At 61.6% G+C, this 16,644-nt stretch carries 18 protein-coding genes; 8 read left to right on the top strand and 10 right to left on the bottom strand.

Translation table 11 applies throughout. The features are described 5' to 3' along the window. Positions 1-24 precede the first annotated feature (24 nt). Positions 25-477, bottom strand: a complete 453-nt coding sequence (locus tag QRN54_RS24905) for a hypothetical protein (protein WP_285183345.1) — start codon at positions 475-477, stop codon at positions 25-27. Positions 478-698: 221 nt separating this feature from the next. On the opposite strand from QRN54_RS24905, the gene QRN54_RS24900 reads away from it, so the two are divergent. After that, complete coding sequence (locus QRN54_RS24900) at positions 699-1,940, top strand: MFS transporter (protein ID WP_285183344.1); 1,242 nt, start codon at positions 699-701, stop codon at positions 1,938-1,940. 8 nt (positions 1,941-1,948) lie between these two features. Beyond that, on the top strand, positions 1,949-2,326 hold the full coding sequence (locus tag QRN54_RS24895; RefSeq protein ID WP_285183343.1) for an ArsR/SmtB family transcription factor: 378 nt from the start codon (positions 1,949-1,951) through the stop codon (positions 2,324-2,326). A gap of 153 nt (positions 2,327-2,479) precedes the next feature. On the opposite strand, the gene QRN54_RS24890 is transcribed toward QRN54_RS24895, so the two are convergent. After that, positions 2,480-2,983 carry a copper resistance CopC family protein gene (locus tag QRN54_RS24890; RefSeq protein ID WP_285183342.1) on the bottom strand — a complete coding sequence of 168 codons (504 nt, stop codon included), beginning with the start codon at positions 2,981-2,983 and terminating at the stop codon, positions 2,480-2,482. Continuing rightward, positions 2,940-3,230: a hypothetical protein gene (locus QRN54_RS24885; RefSeq protein ID WP_285183341.1), complete on the bottom strand. Its 291-nt coding sequence runs from the start codon at positions 3,228-3,230 to the stop codon at positions 2,940-2,942. The genes QRN54_RS24890 and QRN54_RS24885 overlap by 44 nt, the downstream gene beginning before the upstream one ends. Positions 3,231-3,500: 270 nt before the next feature. On the opposite strand from QRN54_RS24885, the gene QRN54_RS24880 reads away from it, so the two are divergent. Together QRN54_RS24880 and QRN54_RS24875 are read left to right on the top strand one after the other, a co-directional pair. Next, positions 3,501-4,808 carry a hemolysin family protein gene (locus QRN54_RS24880; RefSeq protein WP_285183340.1) on the top strand — a complete coding sequence of 436 codons (1,308 nt, stop codon included), beginning with the start codon at positions 3,501-3,503 and terminating at the stop codon, positions 4,806-4,808. Between the two features lie 86 nt (positions 4,809-4,894). Continuing rightward, positions 4,895-5,155, top strand: coding sequence for a hypothetical protein (locus tag QRN54_RS24875; RefSeq protein ID WP_285183339.1), 261 nt, complete (start codon positions 4,895-4,897; stop codon positions 5,153-5,155). Here QRN54_RS24875 and QRN54_RS24870 read toward each other — a convergent pair. Both QRN54_RS24870 and QRN54_RS24865 read right to left on the bottom strand, forming a co-directional pair. Beyond that, complete coding sequence (locus QRN54_RS24870; RefSeq protein WP_285183338.1) at positions 5,142-5,507, bottom strand: hypothetical protein; 366 nt, start codon at positions 5,505-5,507, stop codon at positions 5,142-5,144. The genes QRN54_RS24875 and QRN54_RS24870 overlap by 14 nt on opposite strands. A 1,595-nt stretch (positions 5,508-7,102) precedes the next feature. Continuing rightward, positions 7,103-7,321, bottom strand: a complete 219-nt coding sequence (locus tag QRN54_RS24865) for a hypothetical protein (RefSeq protein ID WP_285183337.1) — start codon at positions 7,319-7,321, stop codon at positions 7,103-7,105. A gap of 255 nt (positions 7,322-7,576) precedes the next feature. Here QRN54_RS24865 and QRN54_RS24860 point away from each other — a divergent pair, with 255 nt between their 5' ends. Then, on the top strand, positions 7,577-7,840 hold the full coding sequence (locus tag QRN54_RS24860; protein ID WP_285183336.1) for a hypothetical protein: 264 nt from the start codon (positions 7,577-7,579) through the stop codon (positions 7,838-7,840). Between the two features lie 61 nt (positions 7,841-7,901). Beyond that, positions 7,902-8,066: a hypothetical protein gene (locus QRN54_RS24855; RefSeq protein ID WP_285183335.1), complete on the top strand. Its 165-nt coding sequence runs from the start codon at positions 7,902-7,904 to the stop codon at positions 8,064-8,066. 374 nt (positions 8,067-8,440) lie between these two features. Here QRN54_RS24855 and QRN54_RS24850 read toward each other — a convergent pair whose 3' ends face one another. Both QRN54_RS24850 and QRN54_RS24845 read right to left on the bottom strand, forming a co-directional pair. Then, the gene (locus QRN54_RS24850) at positions 8,441-8,683 is read right to left on the bottom strand and encodes a hypothetical protein (RefSeq protein WP_285183334.1); all 243 of its coding nucleotides are present in this window, start codon (positions 8,681-8,683) and stop codon (positions 8,441-8,443) included. A gap of 1,306 nt (positions 8,684-9,989) precedes the next feature. Further along, positions 9,990-10,115: a hypothetical protein gene (locus QRN54_RS24845; RefSeq protein ID WP_285183333.1), complete on the bottom strand. Its 126-nt coding sequence runs from the start codon at positions 10,113-10,115 to the stop codon at positions 9,990-9,992. A gap of 989 nt (positions 10,116-11,104) precedes the next feature. Here QRN54_RS24845 and QRN54_RS24840 point away from each other — a divergent pair. Next, positions 11,105-11,374: a MerR family transcriptional regulator gene (locus QRN54_RS24840; RefSeq protein ID WP_285183332.1), complete on the top strand. Its 270-nt coding sequence runs from the start codon at positions 11,105-11,107 to the stop codon at positions 11,372-11,374. On the opposite strand, the gene phoU is transcribed toward QRN54_RS24840, so the two are convergent. After that, complete coding sequence (phoU, locus tag QRN54_RS24835; protein WP_285183331.1) at positions 11,331-12,146, bottom strand: phosphate signaling complex protein PhoU; 816 nt, start codon at positions 12,144-12,146, stop codon at positions 11,331-11,333. The two genes, QRN54_RS24840 and phoU, sit on opposite strands and share 44 nt — an antisense overlap. Positions 12,147-12,721: 575 nt before the next feature. Between phoU and QRN54_RS24830 the strand changes: the two genes are divergently transcribed. Continuing rightward, positions 12,722-13,903: a hypothetical protein gene (locus tag QRN54_RS24830; RefSeq protein WP_285183330.1), complete on the top strand. Its 1,182-nt coding sequence runs from the start codon at positions 12,722-12,724 to the stop codon at positions 13,901-13,903. A gap of 111 nt (positions 13,904-14,014) precedes the next feature. On the opposite strand, the gene QRN54_RS24825 is transcribed toward QRN54_RS24830, so the two are convergent. Next, positions 14,015-14,752 carry an adenylate/guanylate cyclase domain-containing protein gene (locus tag QRN54_RS24825; protein ID WP_285183329.1) on the bottom strand — a complete coding sequence of 246 codons (738 nt, stop codon included), beginning with the start codon at positions 14,750-14,752 and terminating at the stop codon, positions 14,015-14,017. Positions 14,753-14,756: 4 nt separating this feature from the next. After that, positions 14,757-15,290: a Pycsar system effector family protein gene (locus QRN54_RS33665; protein ID WP_350318889.1), complete on the bottom strand. Its 534-nt coding sequence runs from the start codon at positions 15,288-15,290 to the stop codon at positions 14,757-14,759. Between the last annotated feature and the right edge of the window lie 1,354 nt (positions 15,291-16,644).

Here is a 16,644-nt window from a genome sequence, read left to right as displayed (position 1 = left end):
GGTCTGCCGGCTAGTGCAGACCTGTCACACCCTCAGTACGCATGCGGCATCGAGGATCGACACCGGGCGCAGGACGGCGCCGACTGCCGCGAACCTTGCGCCGCTTCGCTTTTCCGTGGCGAGCGAGGGTCGTACGCACACAATCCAGAGCAGTCGCAGCGCAATCACGACCAGTCCCAGCGAGAGAATGGCCAACAGCACGTGCACCGATTCGAACATCTGGGCAGGGCCGTCGGCCTCTCCCGGGCCGCTGTGACGGTGATCAGCAGGTGACCCGACGATGTTTTTCGGGGTCTCGTGCGGCGTCGGGTCTGCGGCTTGATCGATCACGGCAGCAGCGATCGGGGCGTGGCCGGCCGCCGACGAATCCGATGTGTGTGCGATCTGTGAGGAGAGGAGCATGGCGAACACCGCAGCGAGCATCACGGCGCCGAGCAGTACTCGCTGCATCGTCGCGTCAGCTCGAATCGGTCCCACCAGGCCAAGATAGCACCGCGCACACCCTCAAGTTCATATGTGCGCACTCATGCCTTTCCGACCTGCGAGTCGACTGCCGACCCCACCGGACGGGGTGACCTGACGGGCGGTCCGTGGATCACGGCCCCAAAGCGGCCGAATGTGTTTCTACATGTGCGCAAGTGCGCACATGTGGGTTAGAGTGGGGTTTCCTTGTTCACGAGAACGTTCGGAGGATCTCCGTGCTCGACGTATTGCGGCATCGCACCTTCCGCCGATTGTTCACCGCTCAGATCGTTGCCCTGATCGGCACCGGGTTACTGACGGTCGCTCTCGGTCTGCTGGCCTACGACCTGGCGGGCAGCGATGCCGGCGCGGTGCTCGGCACTGCGCTGGCCATCAAGATGCTGGCCTACGTCGGCGTCGCGCCGATCATCTCCGCCCTCACCCATCGTGTGCCCCGCAAAGTCCTCTTGGTATCCGCGGACGTGATCCGGGCTCTCATCGCGCTCGCCTTGCCGTTCGTCGACCAGACCTGGCAGATCTACGTCCTGATTTTTCTGTTGCAGTCGGCATCGGCGACGTTCACTCCGGCCTTTCAATCGGTGATCCCCTCGGTCTTGGTCGAGGAAGAGGATTACACCCGGGCCTTGTCGCTCTCTCGCCTTGCCTACGACCTCGAATCGCTCCTGAGCCCGATCCTGGCAGCAGCACTGCTGACGCTGATTTCCTACCACTCGTTGTTCTTGGGAACCGTCGTGGGCTTCACCGTATCGGGCCTGCTAGTTGTCGGAACCACACTGCCGAAGCTGGCTCCGGCGGGTCCGGCGGTGCCGCTGGTCCAGCGAATCACGCTCGGTGCCCGCGTGATGGTGGGCAGTCCTGTTCTTCGAGGACTGCTCGCGTTGAACTTGGTGGTCGCCTCCGCGACCGGGTTGGTCGTGGTCAATACCGTGGTCTACGTCCGCGATCTCCTCGGCGGCACCAACACCGGTGTCGCACTCGCACTCGGTTTCTACGGTGGCGGTTCGATGCTCGTTGCGCTGTGCGTACCACGAATTCTCGCCTCGATATCTACCCGGCGACTGATGCTCACCGGCTCCGCCGTGGTCGCCCTCGGACTTGCCGCGGCGTCGTCGATGCTCCTCATTGCCCCGACGCCCCCGATCTCCTGGGTGATGCTGACGACCATCTGGATAGCCCTCGGGGCCGGAACGTCCATGATCAACACCCCGTCGGCGCGACTGCTTCGCGACGGATCGACCCCGGAGAACCGGGGAACGGTATTCACCGCACAGTTCTCCCTCTCCCATGCCGGCTTCCTGCTCACCTACCCTTTGGCAGGATGGGTAGGAGCGGAGGCCAATCAGTTCACCGCCGCGGTCGCATTGACCGTGCTCGCTACACTCGCAGCAGTCTTCGCATCACGGGCCTGGCCCGTGAGTGCCGCCCCGACAGTCGAGGCGGCCGCAACGGGAAAGTGAGCACGCCGATGTCCGATGCTGCCGTGCCCGCCGTGACAGACGTCCGGACCGAGGCAAGTCTGGTACATCCGATCGCGCCCGATCAATCCCGTCTCGACGCTGCGACCGGAACCTTCCGCATGCTGGCCGATCCCACCAGGCTTCACATCCTGTGGCTGCTGACTCAAGGCGAAGCCGACGTCACCGCCCTCACCGAAGCCTGCGACGCCTCCCGCACAGCAGTCAGTCAACACCTGGCCAAACTTCGATTCACCGGCCTGGTCGACACCCGCAAAGAAGGACGGCGGGTGATCTACCGAATCCACGACGGACACCTCGCCCGCTTGGTCGGCGAAGGCCTCAACCACGCCGACCACCTGGTCACGGGCGAACCCGCACACGAATAGGCCACAACCCTGCGGCTGCACGTTCCCGTCGCAGTCACGGCGAGTGACGGTCTGCGGGGGATCCTCCGCAGACCGCCACTGCCACCGCTACGAGAGCGGCCCACCGCCGTCCGGTAGGGACGAGGATGGGCCGGTAATCACAGAGGAATTCGGTCAGGACTTCTTCGTGTTCCGGGGAACAAGGAAGAACACCACGGCGCCGCCGATGACGACCACCGCAACGGCGATCAAGATCCATGCCGGGAATCCACCCGAGTCCTCGTCTGCTGGTTGTGCGGTATCGGAGGATCCGGTTGTCGTTGCAGGTGCCGTACCGCTCGCAGAACTTGCTGCTCCGGGGTTTGCTTGGGTCAGTTGGAAGTTGTACGTGCCGTCGATCGGATGGCCGTCTTCGGAGATGACCCGGAACGCGACCGTGTACTGGCCGGCCTCTCCGAGTCCGTCGAGATCGACGGACATGTCGCGGCCCTCGACCACAGGCTCGGATCGACCCCACTGCGTGCCGTCCGCATCGACCACCTTCAAGGTGGCGAAATTGGATTGGATGTTTTGATTGAACGTCAACGTCACCTGGTCAGGGGCTGTGCTGATCTGCGCACCGTCGGCGGGATTACTACCGGCCAGGGCCGCATGCGCCGCAGCAGGTCCCGCACTCAATGCGGCGATGCCCGGCGAGCTGGCCCCCGCTCACTGCCATCAACAGACCCACGCGTCGGGAGAAGATGTTCGCCGACACCGCGATCACCCCCAGGCTGCAGCACACAGCCAACAACAGCACCCATTCTGCGGATCCCGGCCAATGTCCACCCGCGCAGCCGTGCGCGAGAATCGCTGTCGTCGCCGTCGTCGCGCCGACGCCGGCACCGCGAATCTGCACCGCGCAAGACTGGGCAGAGTTCGTCACCAGGCCAAGGATAGAGATACCGAGTCCCCGCCCCGTACCTGCACACCACGACGACGTCGCCGCAGCGTCACCCCGACCAGCACGTGAGCACCCCATTGACCCTGCGACACCGCAAACGCGGACGCAGTGACGACACCAACCGAAATGTCCGTTTTATGCAGTTTTGCTAAACTGAGATCATCTCCACTCGACCTTTCGTCGACTCCTCCGAGGAGGAAGGGACATGGACACCAGCGACAAACCCGGGCCGCCTCGATGTAGGCGGCTGCGATGAACGAGATTGTCGTCAACGGCGCGTTGGTGCTGGTCTTCGTTCTTATGGGTGGTGTGTTCGCCGCCACCGAGATCGCTCTGGTGTCGTTGCGCGAAGGGCAGATTCGACGGTTGGAGCAGCGCGGCGGACGTGGTGCGCGCACTGCCGCGTTGGCGCGTAATCCGAACCGGTTTCTCTCTGCTGTGCAGATCGGGGTGACGGTCGCCGGTTTCTTTTCCGCCGCGTACGGCGCCTCCACTATCGCACCGGCTGTTTCTCCCGCTCTCGTGTCGTGGGGGCTCCCGGCTGCGGCGGCATCGATTACGGCTTTGGTCGGCACCACTCTGGTGATCTCGTATCTGTCGTTGATCCTGGGGGAGCTCGTACCCAAACGTATTGCGCTGCAACGTGCCACCGGCGTTTCGTTGCTGACGGCCCCGGTGGTGGACTGGTTCGCGACAGCGATGCGGCCGGTGATCTGGGTGCTGTCCGTCTCGACCGACCTGTTGGTGCGCTTGGTGGGCGGCGACCCGAAAGCCAAGGGGGAGGACATCACTCACGAGGAGCTGCGGGATCTGCTCATCGGCCACAAAGCCATCGCCGAGGACGAGCGCCGGATCCTGTCTGAGGTTTTCGATGCCGGACATCGATCTCTGGCCGAGGTGATGCGACCGCGTACCGATGTCGATTTCCTTTCCGCCGACACCGCGCTGTCTCTGGCGCGCGAACAGGCATTGCAGTGGGGGCACAGCCGCTACCCGGTCACCAAGTCTTCCCATGACGACATATCGGGGTTCGTTCATCTTCGCGATCTGCTCCTCGCCGACGAGCGCACCGTGAACACTGTTGCCGACGTGTCCCGGCCCGTACTTCATCTTCCGGGCTGCAAACCCGCGTTGGCCGCGTTGACGGACATGCGACGAGAGAATCTTCAGATCGCGATCGTCGTCGACGAGTACGGGGGTACGGCGGGGATCGTCACCCTCGAAGACATCGTCGAGGAGATTGTCGGCGAAATCAGGGACGAGTACGACGATCCCGCCGTCCCTGACGTGTCACCGATCCCGAAGCGTCAACGGGTCGACGGCTTGCTTCTCGCGGATGATTTCGAATCCCGCACCGGGATAGCGCTGCCCGCAGGTCCGTACGACACGGTGGCGGGTTTTCTGCTGCACCGACTCCAACGTCTTCCCCAACTCGGTGACACCGTCGTCTTCGATGGGCACCGGCTCACCGTCAGCGCACTGGACGGCCGGCGCATTTCGGGTATCCGTGTCACCCACCCTCATACCCCGGCCCACGGCAGGGTCTCGATCAGTCGGTGACGGACAACGTGTGTGAAGGCAGCGGGCGATACCGGACCGATTGGCTTCCATTCCCAGGTTCTCGGTCTCGGCGAGGAAGGAACGCGATGCTCCTAGGTCCCGGTATCGAGTCCGGCAATCTGCGGTGGCGATGGATGACCGTTGCCGCGGTCGGGGCATTGGGTGTGATCTGGTTCGTCTCCCCGGTCGCGGTCCTGGTCGCTGGTTCTGTGCTCGGCGGGGTCGGGCTGCTGGTTTTTCACCTGCTCCCGCTACGCGAGGTAGGTGCCCGCGCAGCGTCGGTCGGTGCGGGGTTGCTGATCCCAGCGGTTCCGCTCTCCGTCGTGCATTTGGTCAATCTGTTGTAGCGCCCGAGATCGGCCGCCGAACATCCCCCTCGGGGACCGTTGTCTGAACTGCGTAGAGGGCGGTCGGGCGTAGGAGCGCTTTTCTGCGTCTGGCGGCGGTGGTGAGGAGATATTTTTCGGCGGCGGTGTAGTCGGTGATGGTGGTGCCGTCGGGGCCGGGGGTGTGGGTGATCAGTTCGAGGTAGCGGCGCCGGTAGAGGTAGGCGTCCGGTTCTGCGAGGAGGAATTCCGCAGCGGCGACGACGTCCGGATGCGGGGCTGCCCGGGCGAGTCGCGTCGGGGCGGATTGATGATTGACCACGGCGGTGTAGTGCTGCTCGGTGAGGTCGCCGATGCGGCGAGGGCTGCTCATCGGACCGTTGCCGCGATGAGGAAACCGACCCGCGAACGGCAGCACACCGTAGTGGAGGTGACGGTGAGGGAGACATCACGAACTCGACGAGGGGTGCGGAACATGATCACCGTTCTCCGTGTAGTTAGCCGGGCGTACGAGATATGTATACCGCTCCATCACACTGAGTCACAGATATTCGACGTTACAGATGCGAAAAATTTGGGCTGCCGATTCCCGCCCATACTTCCCCTCGCTTCGCCAGGGCTCCGGTTGCCGGCGGGTGGGCGGCCTCGACGACCACACAAAGGCAGGGGACCGACGAGGCCGGTAGACGTCGGCGACTGCTCCCGCACGCCTATTCCTCGACGGTACGGGGCGGCGGCCGCAGAGGACGGTGAGGTTCGTCCCGATTGCCGTGAGTGGTTCGTACAGACATCATCACCCCTCAAATGCAGCCGCCGATGCACGCCGGCCGGCATGGAACTTTGGGATCGGCCCACACGGGTTGTCGGGAGTCGAACGGAGACAACGCATTCGCTATAATCGGCTAACGCAGCGTCATCCCGACGTGGCGTTGCGCTCGGCCCACCGAACACCGGTCCTGCGCAGGCCGACATCCGGTGGGCCACCCTGTACTGCGCGCCTGTCTCCCCAGACACCGCGCGCACGGCCCATCAGGTCGGACACCTAACCCCGCCCTGATGGGCCACTTCTGGACCGTGCCTCGCGGTCGGCGAACTCTTTACTCGCTGCGTTCACTGCGAAAAGCTTTCTCGCAGTAGCTCTCACAGCTTCGCGATCACTGACCTGTCGATGCCCACGGCTCCAGTCCCGGCCGCGACTGCGGCGAAAGCTCGCTGCAATGCCCGGCCGTCCGACCTCATGGTTACCGCACAAGATATTCGGTGAGGTTCACCGGCGCCGAGGTGTGAGCGCCGACGCCGGTGAACCCTGCGCGCCCTGGTGATGCACTGCCCGTGCAGAGCGCTTTCTCGGAGGTGACCCACCCCCGGCGAGTGGTCAGCCGGAGGGCAGGTCGTCGGTGCGGCTCCCCGCATTCTTTCGCGGGGTTTCTACTGCCGCACCCCAAAGATATCCCGCCGGCACCGAATGCAAACGTCGCTCCCCACCCAATCATCACCGTCTCGGTGACATACCCGCCTAGCGTGCCAGGTGCGCGGGCATCGTTGCAGTGGTGAGTACTTCGAGCCGCTAACACGGGGCCGGCCCGAACCGATGAACCAAGTGCGGGGGGAGCAAACTCCAACATGCGTGCGAGGTGAGGATCATGGGTTCGGCTGGAATCGACTTCAACGTGGCCTTCGCAGCCTTCGTCAAATGGCTGTCCGTCACGTTCGGCGGAGGTATCGGGATCAGCTGATACAACCGTCGGAACACCGAAAGCTGCCCCCGTCGTCATCTTAGAAACCGAGGGCAGTCGCTTCGTGTCCAACGTCGTTCCGCTCCATTGGTTCCTCTACTTGGACAAGGAATCGGCTATCCGACGAGGATTGCGCGGTCCGCAGGCCGGGGCGCTCAGTCACCAGGATCCGCTGAGGATGAAGTGATGAAAACATACCGGCCGGGGGCCCTTTGCCCGATCTGAACAGCTCTCAGACTTCACCGTCCCACGCATTGTCGCGGGCTTGCGCCGTCGACGCCGTCATTCCGGCTGGCAGGCCCCGGGCCTTCAACTCCTCGTTCAGGAAATAGAGCCGCGCACGCTGGTTCGGGCTCAGTTGCTCGGCGTGGTCGCAGAGCCTGTGGTGCTCCGCTACGAGCTGTTCCGATGTCAGCCGGTAGACGGAGACCGGTACCTGCTCGCGTTTCATGTGCGCCTCCTCGAAAGAGTCAGACAGTCCGCAGCGAGTCTTTCGACTACGTGGGTCCGAGGAACGATCGAGCTGTCAACATCATTTTACGTCGCGCAATCTCACTGCAGAGCAACTTGCCGGGCGAGCCGTCCGGCAAGCGACGCGGCGAAACTCCTCCTCACCCAGCAACCGTCGTGAGACTTGAGATTCGAACACAGTCGTTACGGGAACATCGTGGTTACGAGCTTTTTCGACTGACGGCGAGGTCGTGTGATGGAGAGGTACAAGTTCACGTTCGCGGATGGATCGGGCACCGAAGAGTTCTTCGAGTCGGACAATGAGGCGATCGTCGCGGCGACGGCCGCTAACGGCGGTAGTAGTTGGGGGTTGTATGTCCAGCGCTACGACCATCGCGGAGCGTTGCTACCCACGAAACTTCCTCCCGGCGGGCACCGGGGCACATGGTGCCCGAAGATCGGCATGCCGAGTCCGGCGCTGGTGCCGGACTCGGCGGTTGATTCGGCTTCGAAGCCGTGAGGCGTTTACAGGACCGTAGGCGGGGTAACTGGCGGTCAGATGGCATGAAGGAGTACTTCGCATGGATGTCGATGACCTCGATGTGGTGGTGTGGCCCGAATCCGAGGAACGTGAAGCGTGGTGGCGTCAGGTCGTCACAGTCGGCAGCACGGATGCCACGTCGGCGACGATGACACCGAATCGGAGTATCGAGGACGCAGCCTCTCGGGTTCTGCACGCGGCATAGTTCGTCGACTGCGGCGAGTGTCTGCCAACGATGATCTGATCGAGGTTCACGTGTGTGCCTGTGGGGGTTGATAATTCCCGTCCGGCATGGCGCGTGGTCTGACGCTGTTCGCTCGAACTGCTACGAATCTTCAATCATCAATGTGTGAAGGGCCTTTCCGATGAACGTACTGACTTCGAGGTCGAACTCGCCGGCTGTGCACAGCGGTTCGATGAGTACTGCCGAGATCAAGGCTCGTATCGAGGCGATGTACGCCGACCGAGGCACTCTCGTTCCGAAAGGCACCGGAACAAAGTCCTGAATATCGGCTGGGGCCGAGTTGGGAGTCCGTGGCCGTGCCCGGGAGTTCGAGGCCGTGCCCGGGAGTTCGAGGGTCAGGGTTCGGTGGGGAAGCCGTAGCGGCGGCGCATGCGAGTGAGGGCGACGATGTCGCCGTCGGTGCACTCGGTGGCGGCGATCCATCGGCAGGCCTGCTGGTAGTCGGCGTGCGTCCGGGCCCGGCTCTCGCCAGTGATGCCGACGTAGGGGGAGTGTTGTGCGTAGTCGCTGTCGGTGTTCTCGAATTGGGAGAGGTAGGCCGCGAGTACGGCTGCTTCGCGCCGGAATTTACCGAGCACCGAAACCTCCGCCAAGGCAATGCGGGGAGGGACCTGCCACGTGGCGCGGCGCCGAAGATGGATGTGCTGGCATCGGTTGAGGTGCTCCACTCGGCCCCGACCTGATGAAGTACGTGCTGATCAACAATAGCGATTGACCGTAGCGCCGACCACTCTAGCTATTAACAAGCCACCGCATAGACCCGGCGGTTGTTGTGTGCCCTCGCCGAGGAGGTGCCGTGGCGGCGGGCATGTGCGGTAAGGGTTTTCTCGGATCCGGTGTCGTCACTACCTCCATACCCGCCCGGAGTAATCGTGGTGAGGCCCTCAGTTTCAGCAACACACGCGTCCTTCGAAATTGTTGGGCGGAGCGCGTTTGCGTTCGTCGTGTGTGGGATATCTGTGGGGTGCGGCACTGGGAACACCCCGAAGATTATTGGGGGACGCCGCACGGACCTGCCTTCCCTGTCCATTCGCCGGGGGCGGGTCGCTGTGAAAGGAGCGCCCTGGGCGGGCAATGCATCGGGGCGTGCGGGGGTCGCCAGCATTGGTGCTCATACGTCAACGCTGGTGAACCCCCTCTTTTCATGTTTTCGGGTTAGAGGTTCGAGGGCTCGGGCGTGCAGGCCGGGGGTGTGTGTGCGGGCGGTGGCAATGGTCAGCTGTTGGGCGTTGCGGTGTGTGTGCCACCGAAGGCGGAGGCGCCACGTCGTTGATGTGCCGTACGCCCGTTCCGGTGGGTTCGGTGCCGGCATCGGAGGCCGGTGCTCGAATCTCAGAGATGCGCGCGCGGTTCGTGACACCAGCGTGACACCAGTAAGTGGTGGGGTGCGGTCGTCTCGGGGCAGGGACCATTCGGGGGCCGGCGCCCACCGCCGTGAGTGACCAGCGTGCCGGTGGGCGCCTGTGTGCGACTCACCCGAATCGCTCGCCGCGTGGGGTAGTTACCTCGGAGCCGGCGGGCTGAAACATGTGTGGTGGAAGCCCCTTTCCCGTGGTGGTTGTGAGGGATGTCTTTTCGTGGGTATTCACCGATCCGAACGAGTGCGGATCGGAGGGAGTGCACGGTGCAGGATGTCAGGCGCGGGATGAGCGATGAGGATCTGGTGACGGAGTGTTGTCGGTTGCAGGGTCTGGACGAGTTGAGTCGCTGTGAGGAGATGCGGCTTGAGATCGTGCAGGACGAGTTGGAGTGTCGGCAGGCGGGAGCCGTGTCGAGTCGTCGACTCTGAGTGTTCAGTATTTCGGAGTTCGTTGTTGAGGAGGGCCTGCGGGGCAAGGGTTAGCCGGTAGCTTCGGCTGTTGCGCCGGTTGGAGCGGAAGGATGTCATTGCTGTGCGGGCCGCAATGGCGAGTACGTGATGCAGCTGGGAGTCTTCTCGCGGGCGTGGGTGTGGGTGGTGGTGATCGTGCCGGTCACCGCCCCAACCTCCGATCCCATATGAGCGGTCATGCTTCCGCTTTTGGCGGTGATTGCGCCCAGCTGTGTCGGAGGCCACGTCGTGCGCGGCGCTACCCGCGTGATCGCGCCACGCTGGAAGTGAAGTGTTGGGTTGGTAACGGTTCGCCTTCCCCGTAGACCAAACCTGACGGACTGTTTTAGGGTGGAGGTGCAGGGTTGAGTAGTGAGCCCGGCGCGGAAAGTGGGTCCCCGTGCTGTGTGCTCAACACGGGGACGTCTCACCTCGTGGAGTCCCCGCCCAGCATCAGTCGGTGGGGACTCCACTTCGACAGTATGCCGAGTTGGTGTATCTGCAGGTTACGTAAATATTCCAGTATGCGGAAGACGCCCGCTCCAGTCCGGGACTCGATACTCGTCCTGCCTTTGTGGCTGGCGTTGTCATGGCGTGCCTGCGCGTGGGCCCGTGATCGACTGCGCGAAGCATCTCCACTTTCGAACTGGTGTGATGTTGCCGTTGGATGCGCCGCTTTGCTCGTCGATCGCGATCGGGAACATCGGTTTCAGGTATGGGTTCGACGGGGTTGCCGTCGTTGGCATGGTGGCCGAGCAGGCGCGATGCCCTCTCCTCGAATCGGCGTGAGAAGCGCCAAAATTTCTATAGTGGCGGGGGTAGACATTCTCTGTTGGTGTGTTGTATCTTTTTTCTCACAGGAACGAAATCAAGAGGTGCGGGAGAGATGAACTACCCGCAAGCAGTACCGCAGGGCAGGGACGTGCCGGGACCGAAAGTTGTTGTGAGTGTGTAGTTCAGGTCCCGGCGCCCCCTTCAAACGGGCTACCGGACATGGTGTGTGCGTTCGGAAGCTCAAACGAGTGCAGTTGTTGGTTCAGTGAGTGAAATCGACCCCGTCTCGGCCCCCGGCGCACCCCCGCGCCGGGGGCCCCGTCCATTCCAGTGAGAGAAGACCGCCATCTCGGCAGAGCGACCCGCCGGCGACCTGTCCGGCAAGTTCGACGACGAAGACTATCCCGCCTACAGCATGGGCCACGCCGCCGAGCTCCTCGGCGTGCGGCAAGGGTTCCTTCGCAGCCTCGATGCCGCGAAACTCCTCACCCCACAACGCTCGGCCGGTGGGCACCGCCGCTACTCGCGCTACCAACTGCGTATCGCCGCCCGCGCGCACGAACTCGTCGCCGCCGGCACTCCACTCGAGGCTGCGTGCCGGATCATCATTCTCGAAGACCAACTCGCCGAAGCGTGCCGCATCAACGCAGAACTTCAACAACGCGACAACGGGCCCGGCGTCTGATCGCGGTTGGTTTCGGTGAATGTGCCGCCAGGAAGGAGCCTCGGGCCTTTAGCTGGGGTTCATGGTTTCCGGGGTGGTCGATTTGTGACTGTGATCTGCGAGTGTGGTTGTCAGAGAAGGGTTTCGGGTCGGGCGGGAGTTGTCCGGTTTCGAGGAAGATGATGCGTCGTCCGATGTCGACGGTGTGGTCGCAGAACCGTTCGTAGAACCGTCCGAGGAGGGTGACGTCGACTGCTGCTTGTACTCCGTGTGGCCATTGTGGGGCTTGGGTGACGGTGAACAGGCGCCGGTGTAGTTCGTCCATGACGGTGTCGGCTGCGACCAGCTTTTCGGCGCGTCCATGGTCGAGGTGGCGGAGTACCACTTGGGTTTCGGTGGCCCGGGCTACCGCTGTCTTCCCGATGTCCTCGATGACTGGCCGTGCTTCGGGTGGGACCGCCGGTGTCGGGTGGCGTAGACGCGCGATCTTCGCTACATGGGTAGCGAGTCCGCCCATGCGTTGCAGACTGGCGGCGATGTGCAGGCCGCCGACGGTGAATCTCAGGTCATGCGCGACGGGGGCCTGTAGGGCGAGGAGTGAGAATGCCTGGTGTTCCCAGTCGGCGGCGGCTTTATCGAGGTTGGTGTTCGCGTCGAGTACTCGTTCGGCGGTGGGAAGGTCGACATCCAGCAAGGCTGTTGTTGCGTCGGCAATTGCTGTGACGGTGAGAGCGCACATCGAGGCGAGACCGGCAGCGAGGTCGTCGAGGCTGTCGGCGAAGTGTGTGCGCATCTGCTCACTTTAAGCGTGCCGAATGGTGTGCGACCAAGACTGACAGCAAAGTTGCGCCGGTCAATATGGAGCCGAGCCGAGTCGAAGTCACGACAGGACCAGCGCACAGCGCCGCACTGCGGGCACTTCCCCTTCCACCGGTTTCATGACGAAGTCGCCCGGCACCGAGAAGCCCTACCGCGCGGCTGCGATCCTCGCCGGTGCCGTCGTTCTCGCGCTCCTCGCGGTGATCGCGTTCTGCGTCCTGGGCGGCCGGCCCTGAGAACCTGAGCTGATCGCTGCTCGTCGCAAGCGCCGTACACCGTGCCCTGGGGCGGAGATAGCAGCGAGTGTTGAATAGGAATGTGAAACAGACCATTCAGCTTTCTACGACCTACCGCGAGTTTCGGGAGAGTGTTCGACGGTACCGGCCGTCGGATTTGATCCCTGCTCTCGCGAGGTACTCCGCCGAGGCATATAGGGACAGCGAATGGCCAGACCCGAGGGGGAACCCGCCTTGGGCGATCGCGGCGATTGCACGAGACTCGATCCTGCACGGAAACGATCACCGTCACGCCCCGGTGGACAAAGGAACCGTGCGAAAGCTCGTTGGGGCCTTCAACAACACCTATGACAAGGTCGACGGGACAGCCGCGATATTGACCCCGTTGGCGTACGAGCAGTTTCCGTATCAGGAATCTCGCATTGAAGAGTTATCACGTGCTCACGCTCTGTTCGAGGACCCGGCCTTGGGCCCTGCGCCTGACTGGAGTGAGGTGTTCGGCATGCCGCTGTATGAGGCTGTGCGTGCTGCGTTCGCACTGGGAGTGTGGGTCACCATAGAGAATGGCCTTTTCGACCCGGCGACAATGGATTTGGCACACATGCAGGAGGTTTTCGAGACTGTTGCTCCGCGTGAACAGATCGAAAAGGTCGTGGACGCACTCACCACGACCGTCGTCGCCGCTAAGGAAATGAAAACTACGGTCCCGGCTCTCGACCGGTCGCTGCAACGTTGGGAATTCAACCCGCTGGCTGCCCGTCCACTCGTCAATCTTGGTGAGCGAGGAATCTGGGCCCCGCAGGTAATGCTGATCGAACGCGCCATGTACCCGGCCAACCTGTACTACCGAGGCGTGGACGCCTGGGGCACGGATTTCGCCCGTATCCTGGGTGCCCGCACCGAGGCATACGTCGGCAAGCATCTCGGCCTCGTAGCCGGCGAGAACGACCTTCACGGGGAAATCACATATAGAGAAGGCAAGAACGAGGTGAAGAGCGTCGACTGGATCTGGGTCACCCCGCAAGCGATCATCCTCGTCGAGTGCAAGTCCGCACGACTGACACTCGGTGCACGAGCGGGCGATCCAACGCTTCCGACGATCGCCGAGCGGTATCTCACCAAAGCCAGAGAGCAACTCGATCGCACCGCGAAACTCATCAGCGCCCGAACGCCTCCCTTCGATCAATTTCCCAATGATCGACCTGTTGTCGGACTCGCGGTCACGTGCGAGCCCTTCTACCTGGGAAATTCAACCCTCAACGAGTACGGGATTGGCTCGACGATCCCGTCGCTGGTGCTTTCGCTACGAGACCTGGAGAAATGGGTTTGCTTCCCGACGTCGGACGCAGTGGACAATCTCCTGGAGATCCTGAATGACCCGGAGCGGTGCACGTGGTCATTCAGTGTGGCACTTCGCGAGTTACCTGATACCTCAAATCCGATCCTTGAGGCTTCATGGAAGAAGTCCGACTTCGTCGGGCCTCGAATCGAGTGACCTGAGCATGATTTGCCGTCTACGGCGTCCGTGGACGGAAGCGGTCGTGGTTTTGGGGGTTGATGCAGTTCTCGTCTATCGGAAGCGACGGCAGTCAGCGATTTCTGCAGGTCAGAGCGAGTCAATCCATTCGTTCATCTCGGTGAGTATTACATACCCGGTCCGGTAGTTACCCAATTCGTAGGAGAATTTGCTTTCCAGTAGCTTTTTATTCTCCTCATTGAGGTTTTGAGCAAATATCTCTCCCACCCAAATTGGATCCTGGGCGAAGAATGTATTCCTACCGGCGCTGTGGGCGAGATGTGCTGCACGGTTGACCACGTCACCCATGTATACGATATCGTTTATCCCGCTGCCGCTGTATCCTGCTTTGATCATCAGGACTCGCCCGTAATCCACTCCAATGCCAATACGTAGAGTATCGGTATATCCCTTTTTCTCCATCTTTTTGTTGACCAAATTAATTAGAGTGTTAGCTCGTGCGGCAATGGTAAACACATCATCGATGTCTGTTGTTTTCGGAGTTTTGTATACCGCCCACACGCAATCTCCGACTATGTTCACTTCCAGGACGTAAAGATCGCTGCCTAGAACCGCAACCATCTCGGAGATAAATGCCCGATATATCTTGGCCAAGCGGGGGCGAGTGTACTTATCAGGAAGTTTTGAGGAGTCACGAATGTCTACAAACAACGCTGTGCAGTGCGCATAGTACCCGTTCGTGTAAGTGAGCCTACTGCGGTCGGGCAGCGAATCAGCTTCGACGAACTGGCCGCGAGGCTGACTGAGAATCTCGTCCAGGCGGTCGGCGCTCTTCTTGTAGTCGTAAGGCTTGTAATTTCCTTCCATTTTGTTAGTTTCCAATCCCGGATGTAAGGGCCAATACCGCCACGAAAACCACCGAAGCAAGGCCGCACCAGATCGACGTGTTGATATAGCGCATTTTTGTTGTCGCGATTCTCGAATTTGCGTGGACTTGATTGGCGATGTGGTTCGTTAGTTCCTCCGGATTGGATGTGAGAGTGGAAAGAACCGTCGTATACCGTATGTCGTTGTTGTTGTAATTCGCGGAAATGTGACCGAAGAATAAAGGATTCACCGATATATCAGAATTTTCTAGGTGGGGCTTACTAGTCTCTGCTGACACGCGAGGCGTAAGGGTTGCTACGACAAATAATACCGTAAAGAAAATAGACGCCACCGCTAGCACTACCACGAGGATCAAGTACCAAGGCCATTCAGATCGGCCCTTGGCGAGGTTGAACAGCGCGACGGAGGTTGCACCGGTAAATGCGAGAACAACTCCAGATTTCGCGTCTGCGTGACGTATCCACTCATTAGTCGTAGACAGAAGCTTCCATGCATGGTCAGGATTGGGAACCGGCACCGGCTGAGAGTGGTCGGCACCCGGCGTCTGGATTTCGGGGGTAGAGAGGGCATGCCAGGATCGTACTCAGGCGCTCAAGAAATACCTGAGGGCCCGAGGCCACTTTTAGGTTTTATCTGCGGTGATGGCACCTCTGGGCGGTTGTTGTGGAGTGTGCGTGGTGCTGGCGGATTTTGGTTCCGGCCTTGTTTTGCAGACGATCTGCGTTGCTGTGCTTGTCACGCCTAGTTAGGCGTGACGCTACCGGTGCACAGAGGCGACGCGACGTTTTGTCCAGGGCGGGGGAGAGTGAATGCTGGGTTGTGTTGATCGGTTTGACCGCCTGATCGAAATGGCACGGCCGACACCAACCGGGCCGGGGCATCCCAGTTGGGTGTCCAGAGGGGCGCTCACTATCCGGTGAGGGGCCTATTTGGGTCGAGTGGCATCCAGCCGCACACCGTTTGTCGCACAACACCTCCTGTTAGTCCAGACTAGGCATTTGTTGCAGGCGCGCCCACAGTTGCCAGTCTCCGTCGCTTCGCTTCTGCCATCCATCCGGCTCGGGACCGTGTTCCGCGAACCGTAGAAAGCGGGATTTCGCCCACTCCGCGAATTGCTCTCGCGTCTCGCCGGCTAATCCCGGACGGATGGCGGCCTTCATCATTAAGCCGTCATCGAGCTGCCGCACCAGGAGGCATCCGCTCAACGCGAGATCGCAGTCGGACCCGAAATCGGTCGACTCGAGTGGCACACCGAGTGTTTCAATGAGTCGTTCCTCCGCAGCTCCCATGCTGGCAAACCTACCAATTAGGAACCGGTCGGGTCCCATGATTTTTGACGAAAAATGAGCCGGCGGGGTGTTCGGGTTGGGCGGTGTGGGGGGTGTGATGCCGGGTCGGGTGGGGGGTGTTGTGAGGCTCGTTTTGAGTGTTTTTGAATGTTGTTGTGTGTCAGTAGGTTTCGGTATTCGGTTGGTGTTGGGTTGGTTTCGTGGTTTGTGCACGAGGGTGTTTTTCTTAACATCGAATGTTGTTGCGGTGGTGTGGGTTTCGATGTTTCGTGTTTTCGGTTTGTTTTGCGGTTTGGTGGGTGGGGGGTGTATGATTGGGAGCATGATGATGGCGAGGCAAGGGTCGCGATACGGGGCGCTTTTCGCGACCCTTCCCCTCCTCCCCAGCCTCGTTCGGGTGTCGGGTACCGGTTCAGACGTTGCGATGAATTCGATTGGTGAGAACCGAGATTCGGAATTCAGAGGAGCGAAGCGACTCGATCGACGGCAACGGCACTCGACCCACTGCGAGCCGCGCAGCGGCTCCCTGGCGGGGAGCGCAGCGACTCGCTCCGTCTCCCGACGCGAAGCGTTGGGAGGAGT

The sequence above is a fragment of the Rhodococcus sp. MEB032 genome (genome assembly GCF_030208925.1).
In the GTDB taxonomy this organism is placed as follows: domain Bacteria; phylum Actinomycetota; class Actinomycetes; order Mycobacteriales; family Mycobacteriaceae; genus Rhodococcus_F; species Rhodococcus_F qingshengii.
Note: the sequence above shows the minus strand (reverse complement) of the source record. Positions and strands in the feature narration are given on the sequence as shown.